Origin of the sequence: Streptomyces sp. NPDC048623 (genome assembly GCF_040650755.1) — a bacterium.
GTDB lineage: Bacteria > Actinomycetota > Actinomycetes > Streptomycetales > Streptomycetaceae > Streptomyces.
Genome location: NZ_JBEZHV010000001.1, coordinates 487,878 through 506,761, shown reverse-complemented (window position 1 = coordinate 506,761; position 18,884 = coordinate 487,878). Strand labels below are relative to the sequence as shown.

General features: G+C 70.1%; 16 protein-coding genes and 2 pseudogenes. 7 read left to right on the top strand and 11 right to left on the bottom strand.

What is annotated here, in order from left to right:
- Window positions 1-13: 13 nt before the first annotated feature.
- Genes rplW through rpsJ form a run of 4 tightly spaced genes read right to left on the bottom strand, consistent with a single transcriptional unit; the run spans window position 14 to window position 1,958 of the window.
- Complete coding sequence (gene rplW, locus AB0C73_RS02560; protein WP_265864044.1) at window positions 14-337, bottom strand: 50S ribosomal protein L23; 324 nt, start codon at window positions 335-337, stop codon at window positions 14-16.
- Window positions 337-987 carry a 50S ribosomal protein L4 gene (gene rplD, locus AB0C73_RS02555; protein ID WP_362523671.1) on the bottom strand — a complete coding sequence of 217 codons (651 nt, stop codon included), beginning with the start codon at window positions 985-987 and terminating at the stop codon, window positions 337-339. Before rplD ends, rplW begins: the two co-directional genes overlap by 1 nt.
- A 4-nt stretch (window positions 988-991) precedes the next feature.
- On the bottom strand, window positions 992-1,636 hold the full coding sequence (gene rplC / locus AB0C73_RS02550) for a 50S ribosomal protein L3 (RefSeq protein WP_031012092.1): 645 nt from the start codon (window positions 1,634-1,636) through the stop codon (window positions 992-994).
- Between the two features lie 13 nt (window positions 1,637-1,649).
- Window positions 1,650-1,958 carry a 30S ribosomal protein S10 gene (gene rpsJ, locus AB0C73_RS02545; RefSeq protein WP_003948644.1) on the bottom strand — a complete coding sequence of 103 codons (309 nt, stop codon included), beginning with the start codon at window positions 1,956-1,958 and terminating at the stop codon, window positions 1,650-1,652.
- Window positions 1,959-2,390: 432 nt separating this feature from the next.
- Here rpsJ and AB0C73_RS02540 point away from each other — a divergent pair, with 432 nt between their 5' ends.
- From AB0C73_RS02540 to AB0C73_RS02520, 5 genes and pseudogenes are all read left to right on the top strand, one after another.
- Window positions 2,391-2,921, top strand: coding sequence for a hypothetical protein (locus AB0C73_RS02540; RefSeq protein ID WP_362523669.1), 531 nt, complete (start codon window positions 2,391-2,393; stop codon window positions 2,919-2,921).
- Window positions 2,918-3,586 carry a hypothetical protein gene (locus tag AB0C73_RS02535; protein WP_362523667.1) on the top strand — a complete coding sequence of 223 codons (669 nt, stop codon included), beginning with the start codon at window positions 2,918-2,920 and terminating at the stop codon, window positions 3,584-3,586. Before AB0C73_RS02540 ends, AB0C73_RS02535 begins: the two co-directional genes overlap by 4 nt.
- Window positions 3,586-5,802 carry a putative T7SS-secreted protein gene (locus AB0C73_RS02530; protein WP_362523665.1) on the top strand — a complete coding sequence of 739 codons (2,217 nt, stop codon included), beginning with the start codon at window positions 3,586-3,588 and terminating at the stop codon, window positions 5,800-5,802. The genes AB0C73_RS02535 and AB0C73_RS02530 overlap by 1 nt, the downstream gene beginning before the upstream one ends.
- Before the next feature lie 173 nt (window positions 5,803-5,975).
- Window positions 5,976-7,274 carry an ADP-ribosylglycohydrolase family protein gene (locus AB0C73_RS02525; protein ID WP_362523664.1) on the top strand — a complete coding sequence of 433 codons (1,299 nt, stop codon included), beginning with the start codon at window positions 5,976-5,978 and terminating at the stop codon, window positions 7,272-7,274.
- 155 nt (window positions 7,275-7,429) lie between these two features.
- A pseudogene (locus tag AB0C73_RS02520) lies at window positions 7,430-7,882 on the top strand (toxin glutamine deamidase domain-containing protein); the annotation flags it as partial.
- 11 nt (window positions 7,883-7,893) lie between these two features.
- On the opposite strand, the gene AB0C73_RS02515 reads toward AB0C73_RS02520, so the two are convergent.
- Together AB0C73_RS02515 and AB0C73_RS02510 are read right to left on the bottom strand one after the other, a co-directional pair.
- Window positions 7,894-8,853, bottom strand: a complete 960-nt coding sequence (locus AB0C73_RS02515) for a hypothetical protein (protein ID WP_362523662.1) — start codon at window positions 8,851-8,853, stop codon at window positions 7,894-7,896.
- Window positions 8,854-8,868: 15 nt separating this feature from the next.
- Window positions 8,869-10,062 carry a hypothetical protein gene (locus AB0C73_RS02510; RefSeq protein WP_362523660.1) on the bottom strand — a complete coding sequence of 398 codons (1,194 nt, stop codon included), beginning with the start codon at window positions 10,060-10,062 and terminating at the stop codon, window positions 8,869-8,871.
- 130 nt (window positions 10,063-10,192) lie between these two features.
- Here AB0C73_RS02510 and AB0C73_RS02505 point away from each other — a divergent pair.
- Window positions 10,193-10,963, top strand: a pseudogene (locus tag AB0C73_RS02505) (RNA repair domain-containing protein); the annotation flags it as partial.
- Window positions 10,964-11,076: 113 nt separating this feature from the next.
- Window positions 11,077-13,107 (top strand): PIG-L family deacetylase, encoded by a 2,031-nt coding sequence (locus tag AB0C73_RS02500; RefSeq protein ID WP_362523658.1) that lies wholly within the window; start codon window positions 11,077-11,079, stop codon window positions 13,105-13,107.
- Window positions 13,108-13,222: 115 nt separating this feature from the next.
- Here AB0C73_RS02500 and nshR read toward each other — a convergent pair whose 3' ends face one another.
- The 5 genes from nshR to rpsL all read right to left on the bottom strand — a co-directional run bounded on the left by nshR (window position 13,223) and on the right by rpsL (window position 18,522).
- The gene (nshR, locus tag AB0C73_RS02495) at window positions 13,223-14,035 is read right to left on the bottom strand and encodes an NshR/TsnR family 23S rRNA methyltransferase (RefSeq protein WP_362523656.1); all 813 of its coding nucleotides are present in this window, start codon (window positions 14,033-14,035) and stop codon (window positions 13,223-13,225) included.
- 118 nt (window positions 14,036-14,153) lie between these two features.
- Window positions 14,154-15,347: an elongation factor Tu gene (tuf, locus tag AB0C73_RS02490; protein ID WP_362523654.1), complete on the bottom strand. Its 1,194-nt coding sequence runs from the start codon at window positions 15,345-15,347 to the stop codon at window positions 14,154-14,156.
- A 164-nt stretch (window positions 15,348-15,511) separates the two neighbouring features.
- Entirely contained in the window at window positions 15,512-17,638 is a 2,127-nt protein-coding gene (gene fusA / locus AB0C73_RS02485) for an elongation factor G (RefSeq protein WP_362523652.1), read from the bottom strand.
- A 39-nt stretch (window positions 17,639-17,677) separates the two neighbouring features.
- Entirely contained in the window at window positions 17,678-18,148 is a 471-nt protein-coding gene (gene rpsG, locus AB0C73_RS02480) for a 30S ribosomal protein S7 (RefSeq protein WP_128985143.1), read from the bottom strand.
- Window positions 18,149-18,150: 2 nt separating this feature from the next.
- On the bottom strand, window positions 18,151-18,522 hold the full coding sequence (gene rpsL / locus AB0C73_RS02475) for a 30S ribosomal protein S12 (RefSeq protein WP_003948652.1): 372 nt from the start codon (window positions 18,520-18,522) through the stop codon (window positions 18,151-18,153).
- Window positions 18,523-18,884 lie beyond the last annotated feature (362 nt).

Below are 18,884 nucleotides of genomic sequence, written 5' to 3'. Positions count from 1 at the left end.
GACTCGACCGCCGTCAGGCGGTCGGGCCGCCGAAGATGTCGATGCGGTTGCCCTCGGCGAGGGTCACGATGGCGCGCTTGGTGTTGGCGCGCTTGCCGAAACCGGTGCGGGTGCGCTTGCGCTTGCCCTGGCGGTTGATCGTGTTGACCCCGGTGACCTTGACCGAGAAGACCGCCTCGACGGCCTGCTTGATCTGGGTCTTGTTGGCGCCCGGCGCGACGATGAACGTGTACTTGTTCTCGTCGAGCAGCGCGTAGCTCTTCTCGGAGACAACCGGCTTGACGAGGACGTCGCGCGGGTCCGTGAAGGTCTTGCTGGTGATCGTGGCCTCGGACATCAGGCCTCGCTCCCTTCGGTCTCAGCGGCCTTGGGGCCAGACACGAAGGACTCGAGGGCGGCCTGGGTGAAGACCACGTCGTCGGATCGCATCACGTCGTACGTGTTCAGCTGGCCCGGCTCCAGGATGTGCACCTGGGGCAGGTTGCGGGCGGACAGCCACGCGGCCTCGTCGGAGCGCTCGACGACCAGGAGCAGGTTCTTGCGCTCCGAGATCTTGCCGAACAGCGTCTTGGCGGCCTTGGTGGAGATGCCACCCTCGACCACGCCGGTGACGACGTGGATACGGGAGTGGTTCGCCCGGTCGGAGAGGGCACCGCGGAGGGCGGCGGCCTTCATCTTCTTCGGGGTCCGCTGCGAGTAGTCACGCGGCACGGGACCGTGCACGACGCCACCACCGGCGAACTGCGGGGCGCGGGTCGAACCCTGGCGGGCGCGGCCGGTGCCCTTCTGGCGGTAAGGCTTCTTGCCACCACCGCGGACCTCGCCACGCGTCTTGGCCTTGTGCGTGCCCTGACGGGCGGCGGCCAGCTGCGCGACGACGACCTGGTGGATCAGCGGGATGCTGATCTTGGCGTCGAAGATCTCGGCCGGGAGCTCGACGGTCCCGGTCTTGTCGCCGGAGGGCGACAGAATGTCAATGGTGCTCATATCCTCAGGCCCCCTTGGCCGCGGTGCGGACCAGGACGAGGCCGCCGTTCGGACCAGGAACCGCACCCTTGATCAGGAGCAGGCCCTTCTCCGCGTCAACGGCGTGAACGGTCAGGTTCTGGGTGGTCACGCGCTCGTTGCCCATACGGCCGGCCATGCGCATGCCCTTGAAGACGCGGCCCGGGGTGGCGCAGCCACCGATCGAACCCGGCTTGCGGTGCACACGGTGGGCACCGTGGGAAGCCTTGCCACCACGGAAGTTGTGGCGCTTCATGGCACCGGCGAAGCCCTTGCCCTTGCTCTTGCCGGTCACGTCGACCTTGATGCCCGCCTCGAAGACCTCGGCGGTGATCTCCTGGCCGAGGGTGTACTCGCTGGCGTCAGCGGTACGGATCTCGACGAGGTGACGGCGCGGGGTGACGTCGGCCTTGGCGAAGTGGCCCTTGAGGGGCTTGTTCACCTTGCGCGGGTCGATCTCGCCGAAGGCGATCTGGACCGACTCGTAGCCGTCGACGTCGTTCGTACGCACCTGGGTCACGACATTCGGGCCGGCCTTGACGACGGTCACCGGGACGACCCGGTTGTTCTCGTCCCAGACCTGCGTCATGCCGAGCTTCTCGCCCAGGATGCCCTTGATGTTCTTAGCCATCTCGCGCGTCACCTCAGAGCTTGATCTCGATGTCGACGCCCGCCGGCAGGTCGAGACGCATCAGCGAGTCAACCGTCTTCGGCGTGGGGTCGAGGATGTCGATGAGGCGCTTGTGCGTGCGCATCTCGAAGTGCTCGCGCGAGTCCTTGTACTTGTGCGGCGACTTGATGACGCAGTACACGTTCTTCTCAGTGGGCAGCGGCACCGGGCCCGCGACCGACGCACCAGTGCGGGTCACCGTCTCGACGATCTTCTTCGCCGAGGAGTCGATGACCTCGTGGTCGTAGGCCTTGAGCCGGATGCGGATCTTCTGTCCCGCCATGGCTACTCAGTAGTCCTTTGTCTTGTTTAACGCTCTGGTACCCGGTGGTTCAGCGCTCTGTCTCCGACCCACGCGGTCGGGCGTGTCGCACTCCCTCTACGAAGATCTCCCATAGGGATTTCCCAACCAAGGGGGTGCGGGCCGAGCCGCGTGGCGGGTGCAGAACACCACCGGGCGCCTGGCTGAGGCCCCGCCCACGCTTCCCGAAAGATTCCCGTACGTCCGACCCGCAGGGGGTCGACGAGTACTGTGGGACTCGCTTCCGGTCCTCCCGGCGGGAGGCGCGCAGCATCGGCACTCAACCGAGCAACCCCGACAGTCTGCCATACGGGGCCATGCGGCCGCCAATCGGGGTCGAAGACTTTACCCCGGGCGTGACGGAGATCAAACCCGGGGTCCGACACGCCTCCGTGCCTGTGCCAGTGTGGTGCGGTGATCGACTTCGGGGGCGGCCCGGACACGCCGAAACGGCGGTCCCGGCTGGCCGACATCGCAGACATGACCTCGGCGCCGCACGGCGGGCGGACACCGGCCCCGCAGAGGTCCGCCGCACCACCACCCCGGGGCGCGCCGCAGGACCCGGAGGCGGAGGGGGAGGCCCGGCGGCGCGAGTTCGCCGCGGTCCTCGATCTCTTCCGGAGGACGGCGGTGCTCGTACCGCGCCGGGACGGGTCCTGGCTGACGGTCGACTTCGGCGGCGTGCGCTGGATCCTCGCGTTCTCCGACGAGTCGGCGCTGGCCCGGTACGCAGTCGCCCGGGGCGAGGACGACACGGCGTGGGAGTACGAGACGGTGCTCGGGGCCCGGCTGCTCGACGTGGCCGTGCCGGGCGCGGGGGTGCCGTGCGGCGTGGCCCTGGACGCGGCGGACGGTGCGGAGCACGCGGTGCTCCTCCCGCCGGTGGACGGGATCGTTCCGGACGCGGCGGCGGTGGACGAGGGCGTCAGTGGAGCGGCGCGGTGAGCGGGGGCGGGGGCCAGGGCGGCCAGGAGCTGGCCGCGAACGGGTTGGGCGAGATCGCGGACGGACTGACCCTGGCGCTGAGCGAGCTGAAGGAGCTCGGCTCGGTCGGCACGGCGGGGGCGGGCCGCGGCTTCGGAGAGATCGAACTCTCCGGTCTGGATCTGGGCCACGAGGGGCTGACGGAGAAGTTCTCGTCGTTCTGCGAGCGCTGGGAGTGGGGCGTGCGCGCCCTGATCAACGAGGGCAACGGGTTCGCCGTGAAGGCGGGCCTGTCGGCCGGCACGTACCACGAGAACGAGCAGTACGTGGAGGGCACGTTCAAGATCGTCGCCAACGCGGCCGTCGGGAACCCGTACGCGTCCGAGGACGAGGTCACGCAGCAGGGCTGGCGCGACATCGCCAGGTCCGGGGCGTTCGGCGGGGTCGACTACAGCCATGAGTCCTTCGATCAGGCATGGGACAACTCGGCTCAGGGCTGGAAGGACGCCGGACGCGATGTGATGACCTCCGGCTCGGTCGGCGTGCCCGGGCTGAACCCGCGGACGATGGGCTCCTCCCTCGGGGTCTCCGACGCCCAGTACGAGCAGATGCTCGACACCGCGTTCGGGCCCTCGCCCGAGGAGCGGGCGGCCGCCGCCCAGCAGCAGAGCGGCGGAGCGAACTGATGGGCGGCCTGCTCGGCGCCCTCGGCGACGGCATCGGTGACCTCGGCAGGGGCCTCAAGGACAGCGTCGACGAAGGCCTCGGCACCATCGAGGACGGCATCGACTCCGGCAAGAAGGCGCTGGGCGAAACCGTCGACTGGGTGACCGACAAGACCGGGGAGCGCCTCGACGCGTACGGCCTGCACAAGGCCGCCGACGTCGTCACGGACTGGGGCGACGGCTTCGCGTCGGACCTCGGCGCGACCCCGGGCGAGAAGCAGCTCGGCCAGACCGAGGACGCGAACGAGCTCGTCCACGGCAACCCCGCGAACATCCTCGCGAGCGCGGCGCATCTCAAGGACTTCCGGGCTGCCTTCGAGAGGGTCGGCCAGGGCATGCGGAAGGTCGACTCCTCGCGCTGGAAGGGCCTGGGCGGCGACGCGTTCCGCGAGAAGTTCGGCGTCCACCCCACGAAGTGGCTGCACGCGGCCGACGCGTGCGAGACGGCCGCCGCCGCACTCGAGGCCTATGCCGACACCGTGAGGTGGGCTCAGGGCCAGGCGGACGAGGCCGTCGAGATGTACCGGGAGGGCATGCGCGTCTCGGAGGAGGCGAAGGCCGCCGCGGCCGCCAGGGGTGCCACGGACGCCACGGTCACCGCGGCGCACGAGGCCGGCAGGGCCGCCGAGGCGGTCGTCGCAGAGGCCAGGGCCAGGCTCGCGCACGCCCGTGAGCAGCGGAACACCGCCGCGACCGATGCCCAGACCAGGGTCGAGCGGGCCCTGGCCCACGCCCCGGCCGAACCGCCGCCCCTCGACCGCCTGGGCAACGGCCTCGTCGACGACTACCTGGCGTACAACACGGAGCTGACCCATGGCCTGGGCGGCGTCCTCAAGGGGACGGCGGGGCTGCTCAACTTCGCCCGGGGCCTCAACCCGGTCGACGCGTACAACCTGACGCACCCCGCCGCGTACATGCAGAACGTCTCGATGACGCTCTCCGGTCTGGTGTCCACCTCGGCCCACCCCGACCGCGTGGTGACGGCCACGGTGGAAGGCTTCAAGAAGGACCCGTCGGAGTTCCTGGGCCGCCTCCTCCCCGAACTGATCGGCACGAAGGGCACCGGGCTCGCCCGCGGCGGCCTCCGCCTCGCGGCCCGGGAGGGGCTGGAGACCGGGGCGACGAGCCTGGCGACGAAGGGCGTGAAGTACGGCGACGACCTCGCCGCCACCGCATCCCACCACCCGCCGTCGCCGGTGAACTGGGCGGACGACGTGGCCGCCCACCCGCCCCTCACCGGGCCGGCCGAGTACGCGGCCTCCGGTCTGCCCAAGAGCTGGACGATCGACACCCCGGCCGCCCACCCCTCCCCCACCGGGCTGCTCGACGACATGCCCGCCGGCAAGAGCTGGGACGACCTCACCCAGCCCACCCACCACATGGACGAGGGCACCGCCCACGCGGACACGGCGGATCCCAAGGCGGGTCAGGGGTTCCTGGAGGATCAGCATCCGGAGCTCAAGGGGGTCGATGACGGGGTCGGGGGGCACGGCGACGGCGGTCTCGCGCATGAGCCGCACGTTTCGGCGGACGAGTTCCGCACACTCAGCCCCGCGGAACAGCACAAGGTAGCGGCAGCGGAACTCGGCGACGGGGCGGTGACGTTCCCGGACAACGACGCGGCGATTGCCTACGGCAGAGAGAACTGGAACGACTACGCGGAGAGCCTTCCCGAATCGACCAAGAAATCAGTTCTCGACTACACCCGGGAGCCCGGGGAGATCTTCCCAGACCCCCATTACGCCACCTACAAGGAGATGAACGCATACCTCCGGGGTAACACCGAAATGGGAACGCCCGACGTCCTTCGCAACATCGAGGAGATGGACAAGGCGCTTGCAGGCCGCCCGCTGTCGGAGGATGTCATGGTCACGCGCGGGCAGGGAGTGGGCCACCTGGGCGTCACACGCCCTCACGAACTGATCGGTGAGACCCTGACCGAACCGGCGTACATGTCCACTTCGCTCGGCAGCCCGTCCTTCGGTAGCCAGCCGGGGATCCTGCACTTGCGTGTCCCCGAAGGAACCCCTGCGCTGTGGGTGGAGAAGGTCGGCTATTTCGGCATGGGTGAGCGAGAGCTGGTGCTCGGGCGTGGCGTTCAGTACAAGGTGACGCGGGGCTTCATGGACGAGAGCGGGCAATGGCACATCTACGGAGAAGTCCTGCCCGGGAACTAGGAAGGGAACCTGGAATGAGCACCGGAAAAGAGGCACTTCGCTTCGTGAAGCGGAGAATGAGCCCGAGCTACGAAGACGAAGGTCCTCTGATTTCGTCGGGAGGACGCCCTCGATACGCCGCGGAAACGAGTAAGCCCGTCCAAAGTGTCACCGTTTCCGATGCCACCGGAAACGTGATCGGTTATCTGTGGATCAACGACGCGGAGGCAGCGGCACGCTGGGTTCCGCTCAGGGCCAATCCCAACCAGGGTGGCTGGTGGGACGACCGGCTGGACGACGCCAAGGCACGTGGCCTCACTCCGTCGGAGGCGCTGATCGAGATGATCAGAAACCCTCCCGGCTCCAGCGGTGTCGTCCCGGGCTCGCTCACCGTGGCTCCCCATTCCGCCGCGGTCGACGACCTCGCCGGTTATGCCCCCCGGGAGCGTCCCTGGCGCGCGTCGGCCGCGGTTCTCCTCGGCCTGGCATTCGGCGACGCCATGGGCTATCCCACCGAGTTCATGACCATGGAGCAGATCACCGCCGCGTTCGGCCCCTGGCACGAGATGGAGATGCCCCTCTCCTCGGACGGCGTCGTACGGGTCACCGACGACACGCAGATGACACTGGCCGTCGGGGAGGCCCTGGCGGAGATCACCACGAGTCCCCGCGCGACCGGCGGAGCCTGGGGAGCAGCACAGTCCCTCGCCCCTGCCCAGGTCGAAGCGGCCCTGCGCAGGCACCTCGTGGCCTGGCTGCACTCCCCGGACAACAACCGGGCCCCCGGCCAGACCTGCCTGAACGCCTGCGCCGCACTGGAGCGGGGCATCCCATGGCAGGACGCCACGGTGATCAGCTCCAAGGGCTGCGGCGCGAACATGCGGGTGGCCCCCGTCGCGCTCGTACCCGGCCTCACGGCCGAGCAGCGCTCGGGCATCGCCCAGTTGCAGGCGGCCATGACGCACGGCCACCCGACCGCGCTCGCGGCCAGCGATCTGACGGCCCACGCCATCTGGCTGCTCTCCCACGGCTGTGCCCTGGACGACCTCCTCACTCAACTGCGTCTCTACGCACTGCAGTCACGACGGAAGTACCACGGCGACTGGCTCGGAGACCTGTCACGCAAGGCAGGAGCGCCCGACCCCGCGACGTACATCGCATTCGGATGGGACGAATGCCTCAGCGCACTCGACAAGGTGACCGAAGCACTCCGCACCCCTGACCGGGACATGGACCCGAGCCGAGCCGTCGGGGCCGGTTGGGTGGCCGAAGAAGCCCTCGCGACGGCTCTGTACTGCCTCCTCGTCGTCCACGGCTACCGCCGCGCACCGATCCAGCGAGGTGCGCATTCCTCCGGCGACTCCGACTCGATCGCCGCCCTCGCCGGTGCTTTCGCCGGAGCGTTGAACGGGCCCAGGTTCTGGCCGGACGAATGGACCGAGGTGCTGGAATACCGCGACCGCCTCCTTGCGCTCGGCCAGCTCTGGGACTGAGTGCAGGCGTGACACGCGCCACGGCGGAAGACGACCGGCCCGCGGGCCTGCCCCACCCCACCCACCGGGCAACCACCTGGCTGAACGCCGTCTAGGGCGGGCTCGTCGAGCTCGCCGTGCCGCGTCCGGTGTACGAGACGGAGACGGCCTGGCTGATGGCCTGCCGGGCCCTCCCGCAGCCCGGATTCCCTCGTACACCGATGCTCGCGGCCTCGCTCGTCGTGCCGAAGGACAGCGGCTCCCCGTTCCACCCCGCATCCAGCGCCCCGCTGGCGGACCTGGAGCCCGCCTCCGTGCACGAGACCTCGGTCCGCGTACGGAACCAGGCACGCCGCATCAACGCGCGCGGTTGCGCGGCCGCCCTGTACTCCGTGGTCGGCGGTCACCCGTCGGTCGCCCTGCCCTGGCGTCCCGACCATGAGGCCCCCGGGTGGTGGGGCAGGCTGAACCGCCGGTACTTCCAGGACTTCAGGGATGTCCCCGTCGGTGGCTGGAAGGACGTGATCGAGGCCGTTCGCGAACCGGGCCCGGACACCCGCGGGCTCGTGTGGGTACGCCGCGAGGCCGACGCTCAGGAGGTGACCGGCGGCCTCGTCCACGTCCACAACGACAACGGCCGTCAGGTACGGGAGACGGTGCCGCACTCCTGCGACAGTTCGTCCAGGCCCTTGCTGCGGTCGTACGGGTCCTCCTCCGGGCCGGCCGGGGCCGTGTCCGGGGCGGTCATCAGGTCCGAGTCGAACTGCGGGTGGAGGAATCCGTCCTCGTCCTGGTCGCAGGTGCTGTTGCCGACGTTCGCGTTCCACTCCCACAGCGCCAGCCTGCCCTGGGTGACCTCGAACTTCTCCGGGTCGGACAGGGCGAAGACGACGGTGCGGCGGACGATGGTCCGCGCCACCTCGTCGGAGCCCGGGGCGGCCTTCACGACCGGGTAGACGAAGGTGTAGTCGGCGCGGATCAGGACCGCGTCCGCGTCCTTGCCCTTCCCCTCCTCGAAGGTCATCCGGCCCCGGGTCTTCACGACCGTGCCGACCTGGCGGACCTCCTTCGGGCTGAAGCGGGTGAAGAGCGAGGTCGGGTCGTCCTCCTCGGTCGGCTTCGCCAGGGACTTCTCCAGGTCGGCCCGGACGTCCGGCTGCTTCGGGTCGATCAGCGCCAGCGCGGCGGCCGGCTTCCCGCCCTTGAGCACCGCCGGGTCCAGGTTCGAGGCGACCAGGAAGTCCTTCGCCCGCTTCAGCGCGGCCTCGACCTGCGCCTTCGACATCCAGCCGGTGGCCTTGGCGGCCGGCGGCTGGATCCCGGCGGCGCCGTCCGCCCAGCGCACCGCCGGGGAGCCCCGGAAGGGCTCCGCGAGGGTCGGCCGGTCCGGGAACGCCTCCTCGGACGGCGCGGCGCTCGGCCGCTCGGTCTCGGCGCCCAGCGGGGTCGTGTCCCCGGCGTCGCGCCACGGCATCAGCTCCGGCCGCAGCACCAGCATGGCGAGGCCGGCGGCCACCACGATGCCGACGGCGCCGGAGGCGATGCGGGCGGCGGGGCTCTGACTCTCGCCGCCGCTGTGCCCGTCGTAGTCCCATCCCATGTCTACGCTCCTGAGTCAGACGCGCGTGGAGGCGCGGCAGCCCTTCGGCTGCTGGTCGATCGGCTTGCTGCGGTCGTACGGGTCGACCGCGGGGCCCGTGGCGGGCACGCCGGAGTCGGCGGTGGCGTCCTCCCGGAAGGTCGGGTGGTAGAAGCCGTCCTCGATGTCACAGGAGCTGTTGGCGGCGGTGCCGATCCAGAAGTGGAGGATCAGCCTGCCCTTGGTCACGTCGTACGGGCCCGGCTGGTAGAAGGCGAAGGTGACCTCCCGCCGAACGATCGTGCGGGTGACCTCCTCCGCTCCCGGCCGGGCCTTCGTCACCGGATAGACGAAGCTGTAGTCGGCACGGACGAGGACGGCACCCCGCGCCTCGCCCCGGCCGGGCTCGGCGCTCATATGCCCCCGGGTCTTCACGACGCTGCCGACCAGCGCGACCTCGGTCGGCGAGAACCGGCTGAAGAGCGTGGTGGGGTCGTTCTTCGCGGTCGGCTTCGCGAGCGCCCGCTCCAGCTCGGCCCGGACCTCGGGCTGCTTCGGGTCGATCATCGCCAGCGCGGCGGCCGGCTTCCCGCCCTTGAGGACCGCCGGGTCCAGGTTGGCCGCGACCAGGAACTCCTTGGACTTCTTCAGCGCCGCCTCGACCTGCGCCTTCGACATCCAGCCCGTCGCCTTCGCCGGCGGAAGCTCGATGCCCGCCGCCCCGTCCGCCCACCGCACCGCCGGGGAGCCCTTGAACGGCTCCTCCAGGGTCGGGCGGGAGGGGTCGACCGGGGCCGGGGGTGCCGTCGGGGCCGCCGTCTCGGCCGCCAGAGGGGTGGTGTCCTCGGGGTGGTCCGTCCAGGAGGACGGGAGGGCCGAGGTGACGGACTCCGGGAGCAGGCCGGTGAGCAGCTGCGGGCGTACGGCGACCAGGGCCAGGGCCGCCGCCAGGGCGATGCCGAGGGTCGCCTTGAGCCTGCGCTTCCGCGCGGCGCCGCCGTTCATCTCCTGCCAGGCGGGGCCCGTGCGCCAGCCCGCCGGTTCCTGGCGCTTCGGCGCCTTGGCGGCCTTCGGCGGCTTCGGGCGCCTCGGCGGCTTCGCCTTGCGCAGCGCCCGTACGTCGGCCTTCGTGCCGATGCCCTGCTCGCGCGCGGCCTCGACGAACGAGGCCCATTCCTCGTCCGAGACCGATGGTCTGTCCGACTGTCCGTCCGACGGCTTGTCGCTCATGATCCCCACCCCTGCGACCTCTGCGATACGTGATGCGATCCGGACGTTCTCACGCCGCCGCGCGGGCGGAAGAGGCAGGCCAGAGGTCTTGATCAGTTCGTGACCGGCGGAATCCGGGCACAGGCCGGGTATGCACACCAGCGACGAGGTCTACCACCGGGTGGTGTGGGACCCGCGGCTCGACGCCGAGCGGTTCGTCATGGGGATCGCCGAGCGCGGCGCGGGGCCGAAGCGGGTGGATCTCGTGGACTTCGTGCCCGGTGGCGAGGTCCCCTGGCACCGGGTGGTGTTCTTCGAGGCGGACGGGGAGCTCGTCTGGGACCGGGCCACCGGGCTCGACCGGCTCGACCGGTCCGCTGCGGGCCGGGTCCGCACCGACGTGCTCGCCGTACCCCCCACGTACCGGACGGCCGTGGCCTGGCTGCCGCCGCCCGGGCTGTGGGAGCCGATCCAGAGCATCCGGCGCGTCCACGACCGGCAGATCGGACGCTGGCCGCCCCACGTCAACGTCGTGTACGGCTTCGTGCCCGAGTCCGACTTCCTGCGGGCGATCCCGCTGGTCGCGGCGGCCCTGCGGACCGTCCCGCCGTTCCGGGCGCGGCTGCGGGGCGTGCGGTGGTTCCGGCACCGTACGGACGCCACCGTGTGGCTCGACCCGGCCGCGGCGGGCCCGGAGCCGTGGGAGCGCCTGCGGGAGGCGCTGGAGGACCGGTTCCCCCGGTGCGTCGACACCCGCCCCTTCACCCCGCATCTCTCCCTCGGCCGCAGCCGCGACCCCGCCGCCCTCGCCGCGCACTGCGAGGACCTGCTCGGGACGATGAGCGTCCAGGTCACCGAGCTCGTCCTGCTCTCCCGGCGCGGCGACGGACCCATGGAGGTACGGGCGACCGTGCCGCTGGGCGGCCCCCGGGAAACGGACTCCCCCTCCGGTTGAACCCCGCGCGTCGAAAGCCCGTCTAGTCAGGCGCACCAGACCGACCTGGCAGGACACGCACGCACGGGGGACCACGACCGGTGGACGACAACAGAAGACCGACGCGGCGCGGCCTGCTCGCCGGGGCCGCCGCGCTCGCCGCCGGCGCCGCCGGCGCGGCCGTCGCCGGCTGCTCCGTACCCGCACCGCCCGGCCACACCGCCTCGGCCGATCCGGCGCCGGGCCGCCCGATCGCCACCGGCCGGCGGGCGCTGCTCATGCAGTTCGCCGCCCACCCGGACGACGACCTGTACTTCATGAACCCTGACACCCAGCGGCTGCTCGACGCCGGAGTGCCGGTGGTCTGCGTGTACGTCACGGCCGGCGAGCACAACGGCAAGAACCGGATCAAGGGCATGCCCGAGACCCCGCCGGACCGCGCCGCCTACTCCTCCGCCCGCCACCAGGGCCTGCGCCAGGCGTACGCGGAGCTGATCGGCGCCGACCGGTTCACGCCCTGGCGGAAGGGGACCGCCGAGCTCGCGGGCGGCCGCCGTGCCGAGCTCGACGTCCTCGAACACGGCGGGCGCCGGGTCGAGCTGGTCTTCCTCAACCTGCCGATGCACACCCCGCGCCGCTACATGGCGCTGCCCGCCCTGTGGCAGGACCGGGCCCTCGAACTCACCACCCATCTGTCCGCCGGCTCGCCCGTCACCCGCTCCGACACCTACGACCACGGGCAGCTGATCGAGGTGCTCGCCGGGCTGCTCGCCACGTACCGGCCGACGGTCGTGCACACCCTCGACCCCGACCCGGACCTCCAGCACAGCCCCGAGGCCACCCGGCAGCACGACAGCGAGCAGCCGGGCTACTCCGACCACGGCGACCACACCGCCGTCGCCTGCTTCACCTGGGCCGCGCTGCTGCGCCGGGTCGCCGACGCCACCAGGGACGGCGGGCCGGTGCCGGCCTTCACCACGACCGCCTTCCGCGGCTACTACAACCGGCACTGGCCGAAGAACCTGCCGCCGCGCGTCCTCGCCGAGAAGGCCGCCCATCTCGTCCCGTACGGCGGCGATCCGTCCTGGGACTGCGGCAACCCCTCCGGCTGCGGCGACTACGGCGTCGGCGGCGACCGCCCGCTGACCAACTGGAAGGGCTGGGTCCGCGCCACCCACTACCGCTGGCCCGCCCCCGGACCGGCCGTCACCGAGGAGGCGGGCGGGCGGCTCGCCGCGTACGGCGTGCTCGGGCTCCGCGCGGTCCGCTGGCGCGAACAGGAGCGCGGCAGCGGCGTGTTCGGCGAGCCCGAGGACCTGGGCGGCGGCCCGCTGGCCCCCGTGCTCGCCCCGGCGACGCTGCCCGACGGGCGGCTGCTGCTGTTCGGCGTGCGCTTCGCCGCGTTCACCGGCCGCGGCGGCGCCAACCGGCGCGAGGTGGTGCTCCTGGAGCAGCGCTCCCCCGGCGGCCCGTTCCTCGCCTGGAAGGGCCTGGGCGGTCCGGAGCGCGACGACGACCGGGGCCGCCGGATCGGCGCCCCGGTGGCGGTCACCGCTCCGGACGGGCGGGTGCACCTCTTCGTACGCGACGCGGACAAGGGCGTCTCGACGCGGGTACGGGCGGCGGACGGGTCCTGGGGGCCGTGGCGTGCGCTTCCCGCTCAGGAGGAGGTGCAGGACGGACTGGCCGCGCTGCTCGACACAGCGGGCCGGGTGCATCTGCTCGCCGCGGGCCGCACGCACGTACGGCACTGGATCGACGGCTCCCCCGCCGCGCCGCTCCCGCTCGCCGGCGACCCGGTCGCCGCGGTCCCGGCGCCCGGCCCGGCCGGCGTCGAGGTCTTCTACCGCGCCCCCGCCGACGGCCGGCTGCGCGCCTCCTCCGGCCCGGCGCCGCTCTTCGAGGGGTACGGGCCCCTGGCCGCCGCACCCGGCGGCCCTGGGGGCCAGGGGGGCCCGGTGCTCCTCGGCCGCGACCCGAACGGCCGGGTCCAGCTCCTGCGCGACGGCCGCCTCGCGGTCCGCGACCGCGGCACCGCCCCGGCCGGCGCCGGTCCCGTCCTGCACGGGGCGGGCGCGGTGGTGGGCCTCGGCGCGGACGCGCGGCCGTGGGTGTGGCGGCCGGCGCGCTGACCTCGCCCCGAGCCCCCCGGGGCTCACCCCGAGCTCGCCCCGAGCTCACCCCGGCATACGGAAGGGCCCGCCTCCCTGAAGGGAGACGGGCCCTTGGCGTCCGGGGCCCTCGGCCTCAGACGCCGAGATTGCGGCGGGCGCGCGCGTGCAGCGCGATGCCGGCCGACACGGAGACGTTGAGCGACTCGGCCGCCGGGTTCATCGGGATCGAGACCGTCTCGGCCGCGAGGGTGGACAGCTCCCCGGAGGGCCCCGTCTTCTCGCTGCCGAACATCAGGACGACCCGCTCGTCGATGGCGCCGAGGTCGGCGACCGTGTGCTCCCCGTCGGCCTCGAAGACCATCGGGCGCAGGCCGCTCTCCCGCAGGTGCTTCAGCGCCTCGTCGCGGGAGGCGAGCACGATCGGCAGGGAGAAGACATAACCCCGGCTCGCGCGGATCAGACGCCGGTCCGCGATGGTCGGGAGGTCGCTGTCCACGAGCACGATGCCGGCGGCCCCGAGCGCGAACGCGGTCCGGACGATGGCGCCGATGTTGCCGACGATCTTCACCCCGTCGAGCAGGATGATGTCGCCCGTCTTCTCCGTCAGGTCCTTGAAGCGGCTGGGCCGCGGCACCTTGGCGATGCCGAAGACCTTCGGCTTCTTCTCGGCCTTGAACACCTGGTTGGCGAGCGCGGAGGCGAGCAGCCGGACCGGGATTCCGCGCTTCTCGCAGAGGTCGAGCAGCTCGGCCGGCGGCGGCGCGGTGTCCAGGCCGTAGACCTCGGCGAACTCGACACCGGCGCGGATGCTCTGCAGAAGGGGTTCGATGTCCTCGATCAGCACCGTCTTGACGACGGACCGCGAGTGCTTGGTGACATCGATGATCCGCTGAACCGCGGGATCGGAACGTTCTTCGATGATGTCGAGATTGTCGAGACTTGCCACGCCGGAGACGTTACATGACAAAGGGCCCGTACGACTCACGTCGTACGGGCCCTTCGCTTCGTGCTAGGTGCCCTGTGGTGTCAGGGCGACCGGGTCAGCCCGGATGCACCAAGTGGAATTACTTGGTGATCTTGACGACCTGGCCGGCGCCGACGGTCCGGCCACCCTCACGGATGGCGAACTTGAGGCCCTCCTCCATGGCGACGGGCTGGATCAGCGCGACGCTCATGGAGGTGTTGTCGCCCGGCATGACCATCTCGGTGCCCTCGGGGAGGGTCACGACGCCGGTCACGTCCGTGGTACGGAAGTAGAACTGCGGGCGGTAGTTGTTGAAGAACGGGGTGTGACGGCCACCCTCGTCCTTCGACAGGATGTAGGCCTGGGCCTCGAACTCGGTGTGCGGCGTGACCGAACCGGGCTTGATGATGACCTGGCCGCGCTCGACGTCCTCGCGCTTGATGCCACGGAGGAGCAGACCGACGTTCTCACCGGCCTGGCCCTCGTCGAGCAGCTTGCGGAACATCTCGATGCCGGTGACCGTGGTGGTGGTCTTCTCGGTCTTGATGCCGATGATGTCGACGGTCTCGTTGACCTTGAGGACACCACGCTCGATACGACCGGTGACGACGGTGCCACGACCGGTGATCGTGAAGACGTCCTCGATCGGCATCAGGAACGGCTTGTCGACGTCACGCTCGGGCTGCGGGATGGACTCGTCCACGGCCTTCATGAGGTCGAGAAGCTTCTCGCCCCACTCCTTGTCGCCCTCGAGCGCCTTGAGCGCCGAGACGCGGACGACCGGCAGGTCGTCGCCCGGGAACTCGTACTCGGTGAGGAGCTCACGGACCTCGAGCTCGACGAGCTCCAGGATCTCCTCGTCGTCCACCATGTCGGCCTTGTTCAGGGCGACGACGATGTACGGAACGCCGACCTGGCGGGCCAGGAGCACGTGCTCCTTGGTCTGCGGCATCGGGCCGTCGGTGGCGGCGACCACGAGGATGGCGCCGTCCATCTGCGCGGCACCGGTGATCATGTTCTTGATGTAGTCCGCGTGACCCGGGCAGTCGACGTGGGCGTAGTGACGCGACTCGGTCTGGTACTCGACGTGCGCGATCGAGATCGTGATACCGCGCTGGCGCTCCTCGGGAGCCTTGTCGATCTGGTCGAAGGCCGAGGCCTCGTTCAGGTCCGGGTACGCGTCGTGCAGCACCTTGGTAATGGCGGCCGTGAGGGTCGTCTTACCGTGGTCGATGTGACCGATGGTGCCGATGTTGACGTGCGGCTTAGTCCGCTCGAACTTCGCCTTCGCCACTGGGGTCCTCCTGTGGAGTGGTTCTGTACGCCTTACTCATCGGCGCCAGGGTGATCTTTGCTGGGGTGCCGTCCGCCGGGGATCGGTTTCCCTTGTCGGGTCCGACCCCCGGTGGTCGGTGTCAAGCCTAAGGTGTGTGAACGCGCTGCGTTAAACGCGGTGCGTCACTCGCCCTTGGCCTTCGCGATGATCTCCTCGGCGACGTTCCGCGGAACCTCGGCGTAGGAGTCGAACTGCATCGAGTAGCTTGCGCGACCCGAGGTCTTGCTGCGGAGGTCGCCGACGTAGCCGAACATCTCCGACAGGGGCACGAGGCCCTTCACGATGCGGGCACCGTGACGCTCCTCCATGGCCTGGATCTGGCCACGGCGGGAGTTGATGTCGCCGACGACCTCACCCATGTAGTCCTCGGGCGTGGTGACCTCGACGGCCATCATCGGCTCGAGGAGCACGGGCGAAGCCTTGCGCGCGGCCTCCTTGAAGGCCTGCGAACCGGCGATCTTGAAGGCGAGCTCGGAGGAGTCGACCTCGTGGTAGGCACCGTCGTGCAGGATCACACGGACGCCGGTCATCTCGTAGCCGGCGAGGATGCCGAACTGCATGGCCTCCTGCGCACCCGCGTCGACCGAGGGGATGTACTCGCGCGGGATACGGCCACCGGTGACCTTGTTCACGAACTCGTACGAGGCCTCGCCGCCCTCGATCGGCTCGATGCCGATCTGGACCTTGGCGAACTGACCCGTACCACCGGTCTGCTTCTTGTGCGTGTAGTCCACGCGCTCGACGGCCTTGCGGATCGTCTCGCGGTAGGCCACCTGCGGCTTGCCGACGTTGGCCTCGACCTTGAACTCACGGCGCATACGGTCGACCAGCACCTCGAGGTGCAGCTCGCCCATACCACCGATGATGGTCTGGCCGGTCTCCTCGTCCGAGTGGACCTGGAAGGAGGGGTCCTCCTCCGCGAGACGCTGGATGGCGACACCCAGCTTCTCCTGGTCGCCCTTGGACTTCGGCTCGATGGCGACCTGGATGACCGGGGCCGGGAAGTCCATGGACTCCAGGATGACCGGGTTCTTGTCGTCACAGAGCGTCTCACCGGTGGTGGTCTGCTTGAGACCCATCACGGCGATGATGTCGCCGGCGCCCACCGACGCGATCTCCTCACGCTTGTTCGCGTGCATGCGGTAGATCTTGCCGATGCGCTCCTTCTTGCCCTTAACGGAGTTGAGGACAGAGGAACCGGAGTCGAGGCGGCCGGAGTACACGCGGACGAAGGTGAGCTTGCCCAGGTGCGGGTCGCTCATGATCTTGAACGCGAGGGCCGACAGCGGCTCGTCGTCGGACGGCTTGCGCTTCACGACCTCCTCCGGGTCGCCGACCGCGTGGCCCTCGATGGCCTCGATGTCGAGCGGGGAGGGGAGGTAGCGCACGACCGCGTCGAGCAGGGGCTGGACGCCCTTGTTCTTGAACGCGGTGCCGCAGAACACCGGGGTGACCGTGGTGTTCTCCGGGTTGCCGGACTTGAGGGTGATGCGGCGGATGGCCGCGTAGAGCTGCTCCTCGGTGGGCTCGGTGCCCTCGAGGAAGAGCTCCATCATCGCGTCGTCGTTCTCCGCGACGACCTCGACCAGCTTGCCGCGGTACTCCTCGGCGAGCTCGGTGTGGGTGTCGGGGATGTCGACGACGTCGTACATCTCACCCTTGGTGGCCTCGGCGGACCAGACAAGAGCCTTCATGCGGACGAGGTCGACGACGCCCTGGAAGTCGGCCTCGGCACCGATCGGGAGCTGCATCACGATCGGGACGGCGCCGAGGCGGTCCTCGATCATGCCGACGCAGCGGAAGAACTCGGCACCGGTGCGGTCGAGCTTGTTGACGAAGCAGATACGCGGAACGCCGTAGCGGTCCGCCTGACGCCAGACGGTCTCGGACTGCGGCTCGACGCCGGCCACGCCGTCGAACACCGTCACAGCACCGTCGAGCACGCGCAGCGAACGCTCCACCTCGACGGTGAAGTCGACGTGACCCGGCGTGTCGATGATGTTGATCGTGTGATCGACGTCCTCGAGCGGCCAGTGGCAGGTCGTCGCGGCGGACGTGATGGTGATGCCGCGCTCCTGCTCCTGCTCCATCCAGTCCATCGTGGCAGCGCCGTCGTGGACTTCACCGATCTTGTACGAGACACCGGTGTAGAACAGGATCCGCTCGGTGGTGGTCGTCTTGCCCGCGTCGATGTGGGCCATGATGCCGATGTTGCGCACCTTGGCCAGGTCAAGCGAAGTGGTAGCCATAAGGCTTCAGTCTTCTCTCGGTCTCGATGTGGGTTGCGACTACCAGCGGTAGTGCGCGAAGGCCTTGTTGGACTCGGCCATCTTGTGCGTGTCCTCGCGCTTCTTGACCGAAGCACCGAGGCCGTTCGAGGCGTCGAGGAGCTCGTTCATGAGGCGCTCGGTCATGGTCTTCTCGCGACGGGCGCGGGAGTAGCCGACCAGCCAGCGCAGCGCCAGGGTGGACGCGCGACCGGGCTTGACCTCGATCGGCACCTGGTAGGTGGCGCCACCGACACGACGGGACTTGACCTCGAGGGACGGCTTGACGTTCTCGAGAGCGCGCTTCAGCGTGACGACCGGGTCAGCACCGGTCTTCTCGCGGAGGCCCTCCATGGCGCCGTAGACGATGCGCTCGGCGGTGGAACGCTTGCCGTCCAGCAGGATCTTGTTGATCAGCGAGGTGACAAGAGGAGAGTTGTAGACCGGGTCGATGATGACCGGGCGCTTCGGGGCGGGGCCCTTACGAGGCATTCTTACTTCTCCTTCTTGGCGCCGTAGCGGCTGCGAGCCTGCTTGCGGTTCTTGACACCCTGGGTGTCAAGGGAACCGCGGATGATCTTGTAGCGAACACCCGGCAGGTCCTTCACACGGCCACCACGCACGAGCACGATGGAGTGCTCCTGCAGGTTGTGTCCCTCACCCGGAATGTAGGCCGTGACCTCGATACCGCTGGTCAGACGCACACGCGCGACCTTACGGAGGGCCGAGTTCGGCTTCTTCGGGGTGGTCGTGAACACACGCGTGCAGACGCCGCGGCGCTGAGGGGAACCCTCGAGTGCGGGCGTCTTGTTCTTCTCGACCTTGTCCTGCCGGCCCTTACGGACCAGCTGCTGGATCGTAGGCACTACTTCTCCGGTTTCTGTGTGCCGTTCGGTACAACTAACCTGGAACGTCACCGACCCACGCGGTCGGGTGTGTCGTATCGCGCGGACCTCCGCCGAGGGCGGAAAAGGGCGCTGATCGCGGTGGCCGGTCTCGGATCCGGTGCGGTTGAGGACACGCACACGGCTCCGGGCACACCCCAGGCACAAGGCTTGAGCGTACCTATCGCATGGACTCCGGTCAAAACAAATGCCCACGCGCGGGCCCGCCCGGCGGGCGCGGCCGGAACCCGGGGTCCGGGACCGGGGTCGGACCCGGAGTCGAGCCGGGGCCGGACCCGAGGCCTGGGCCCTGGATCGGCGGGTGCGGCCGCGGCCGCACCCGC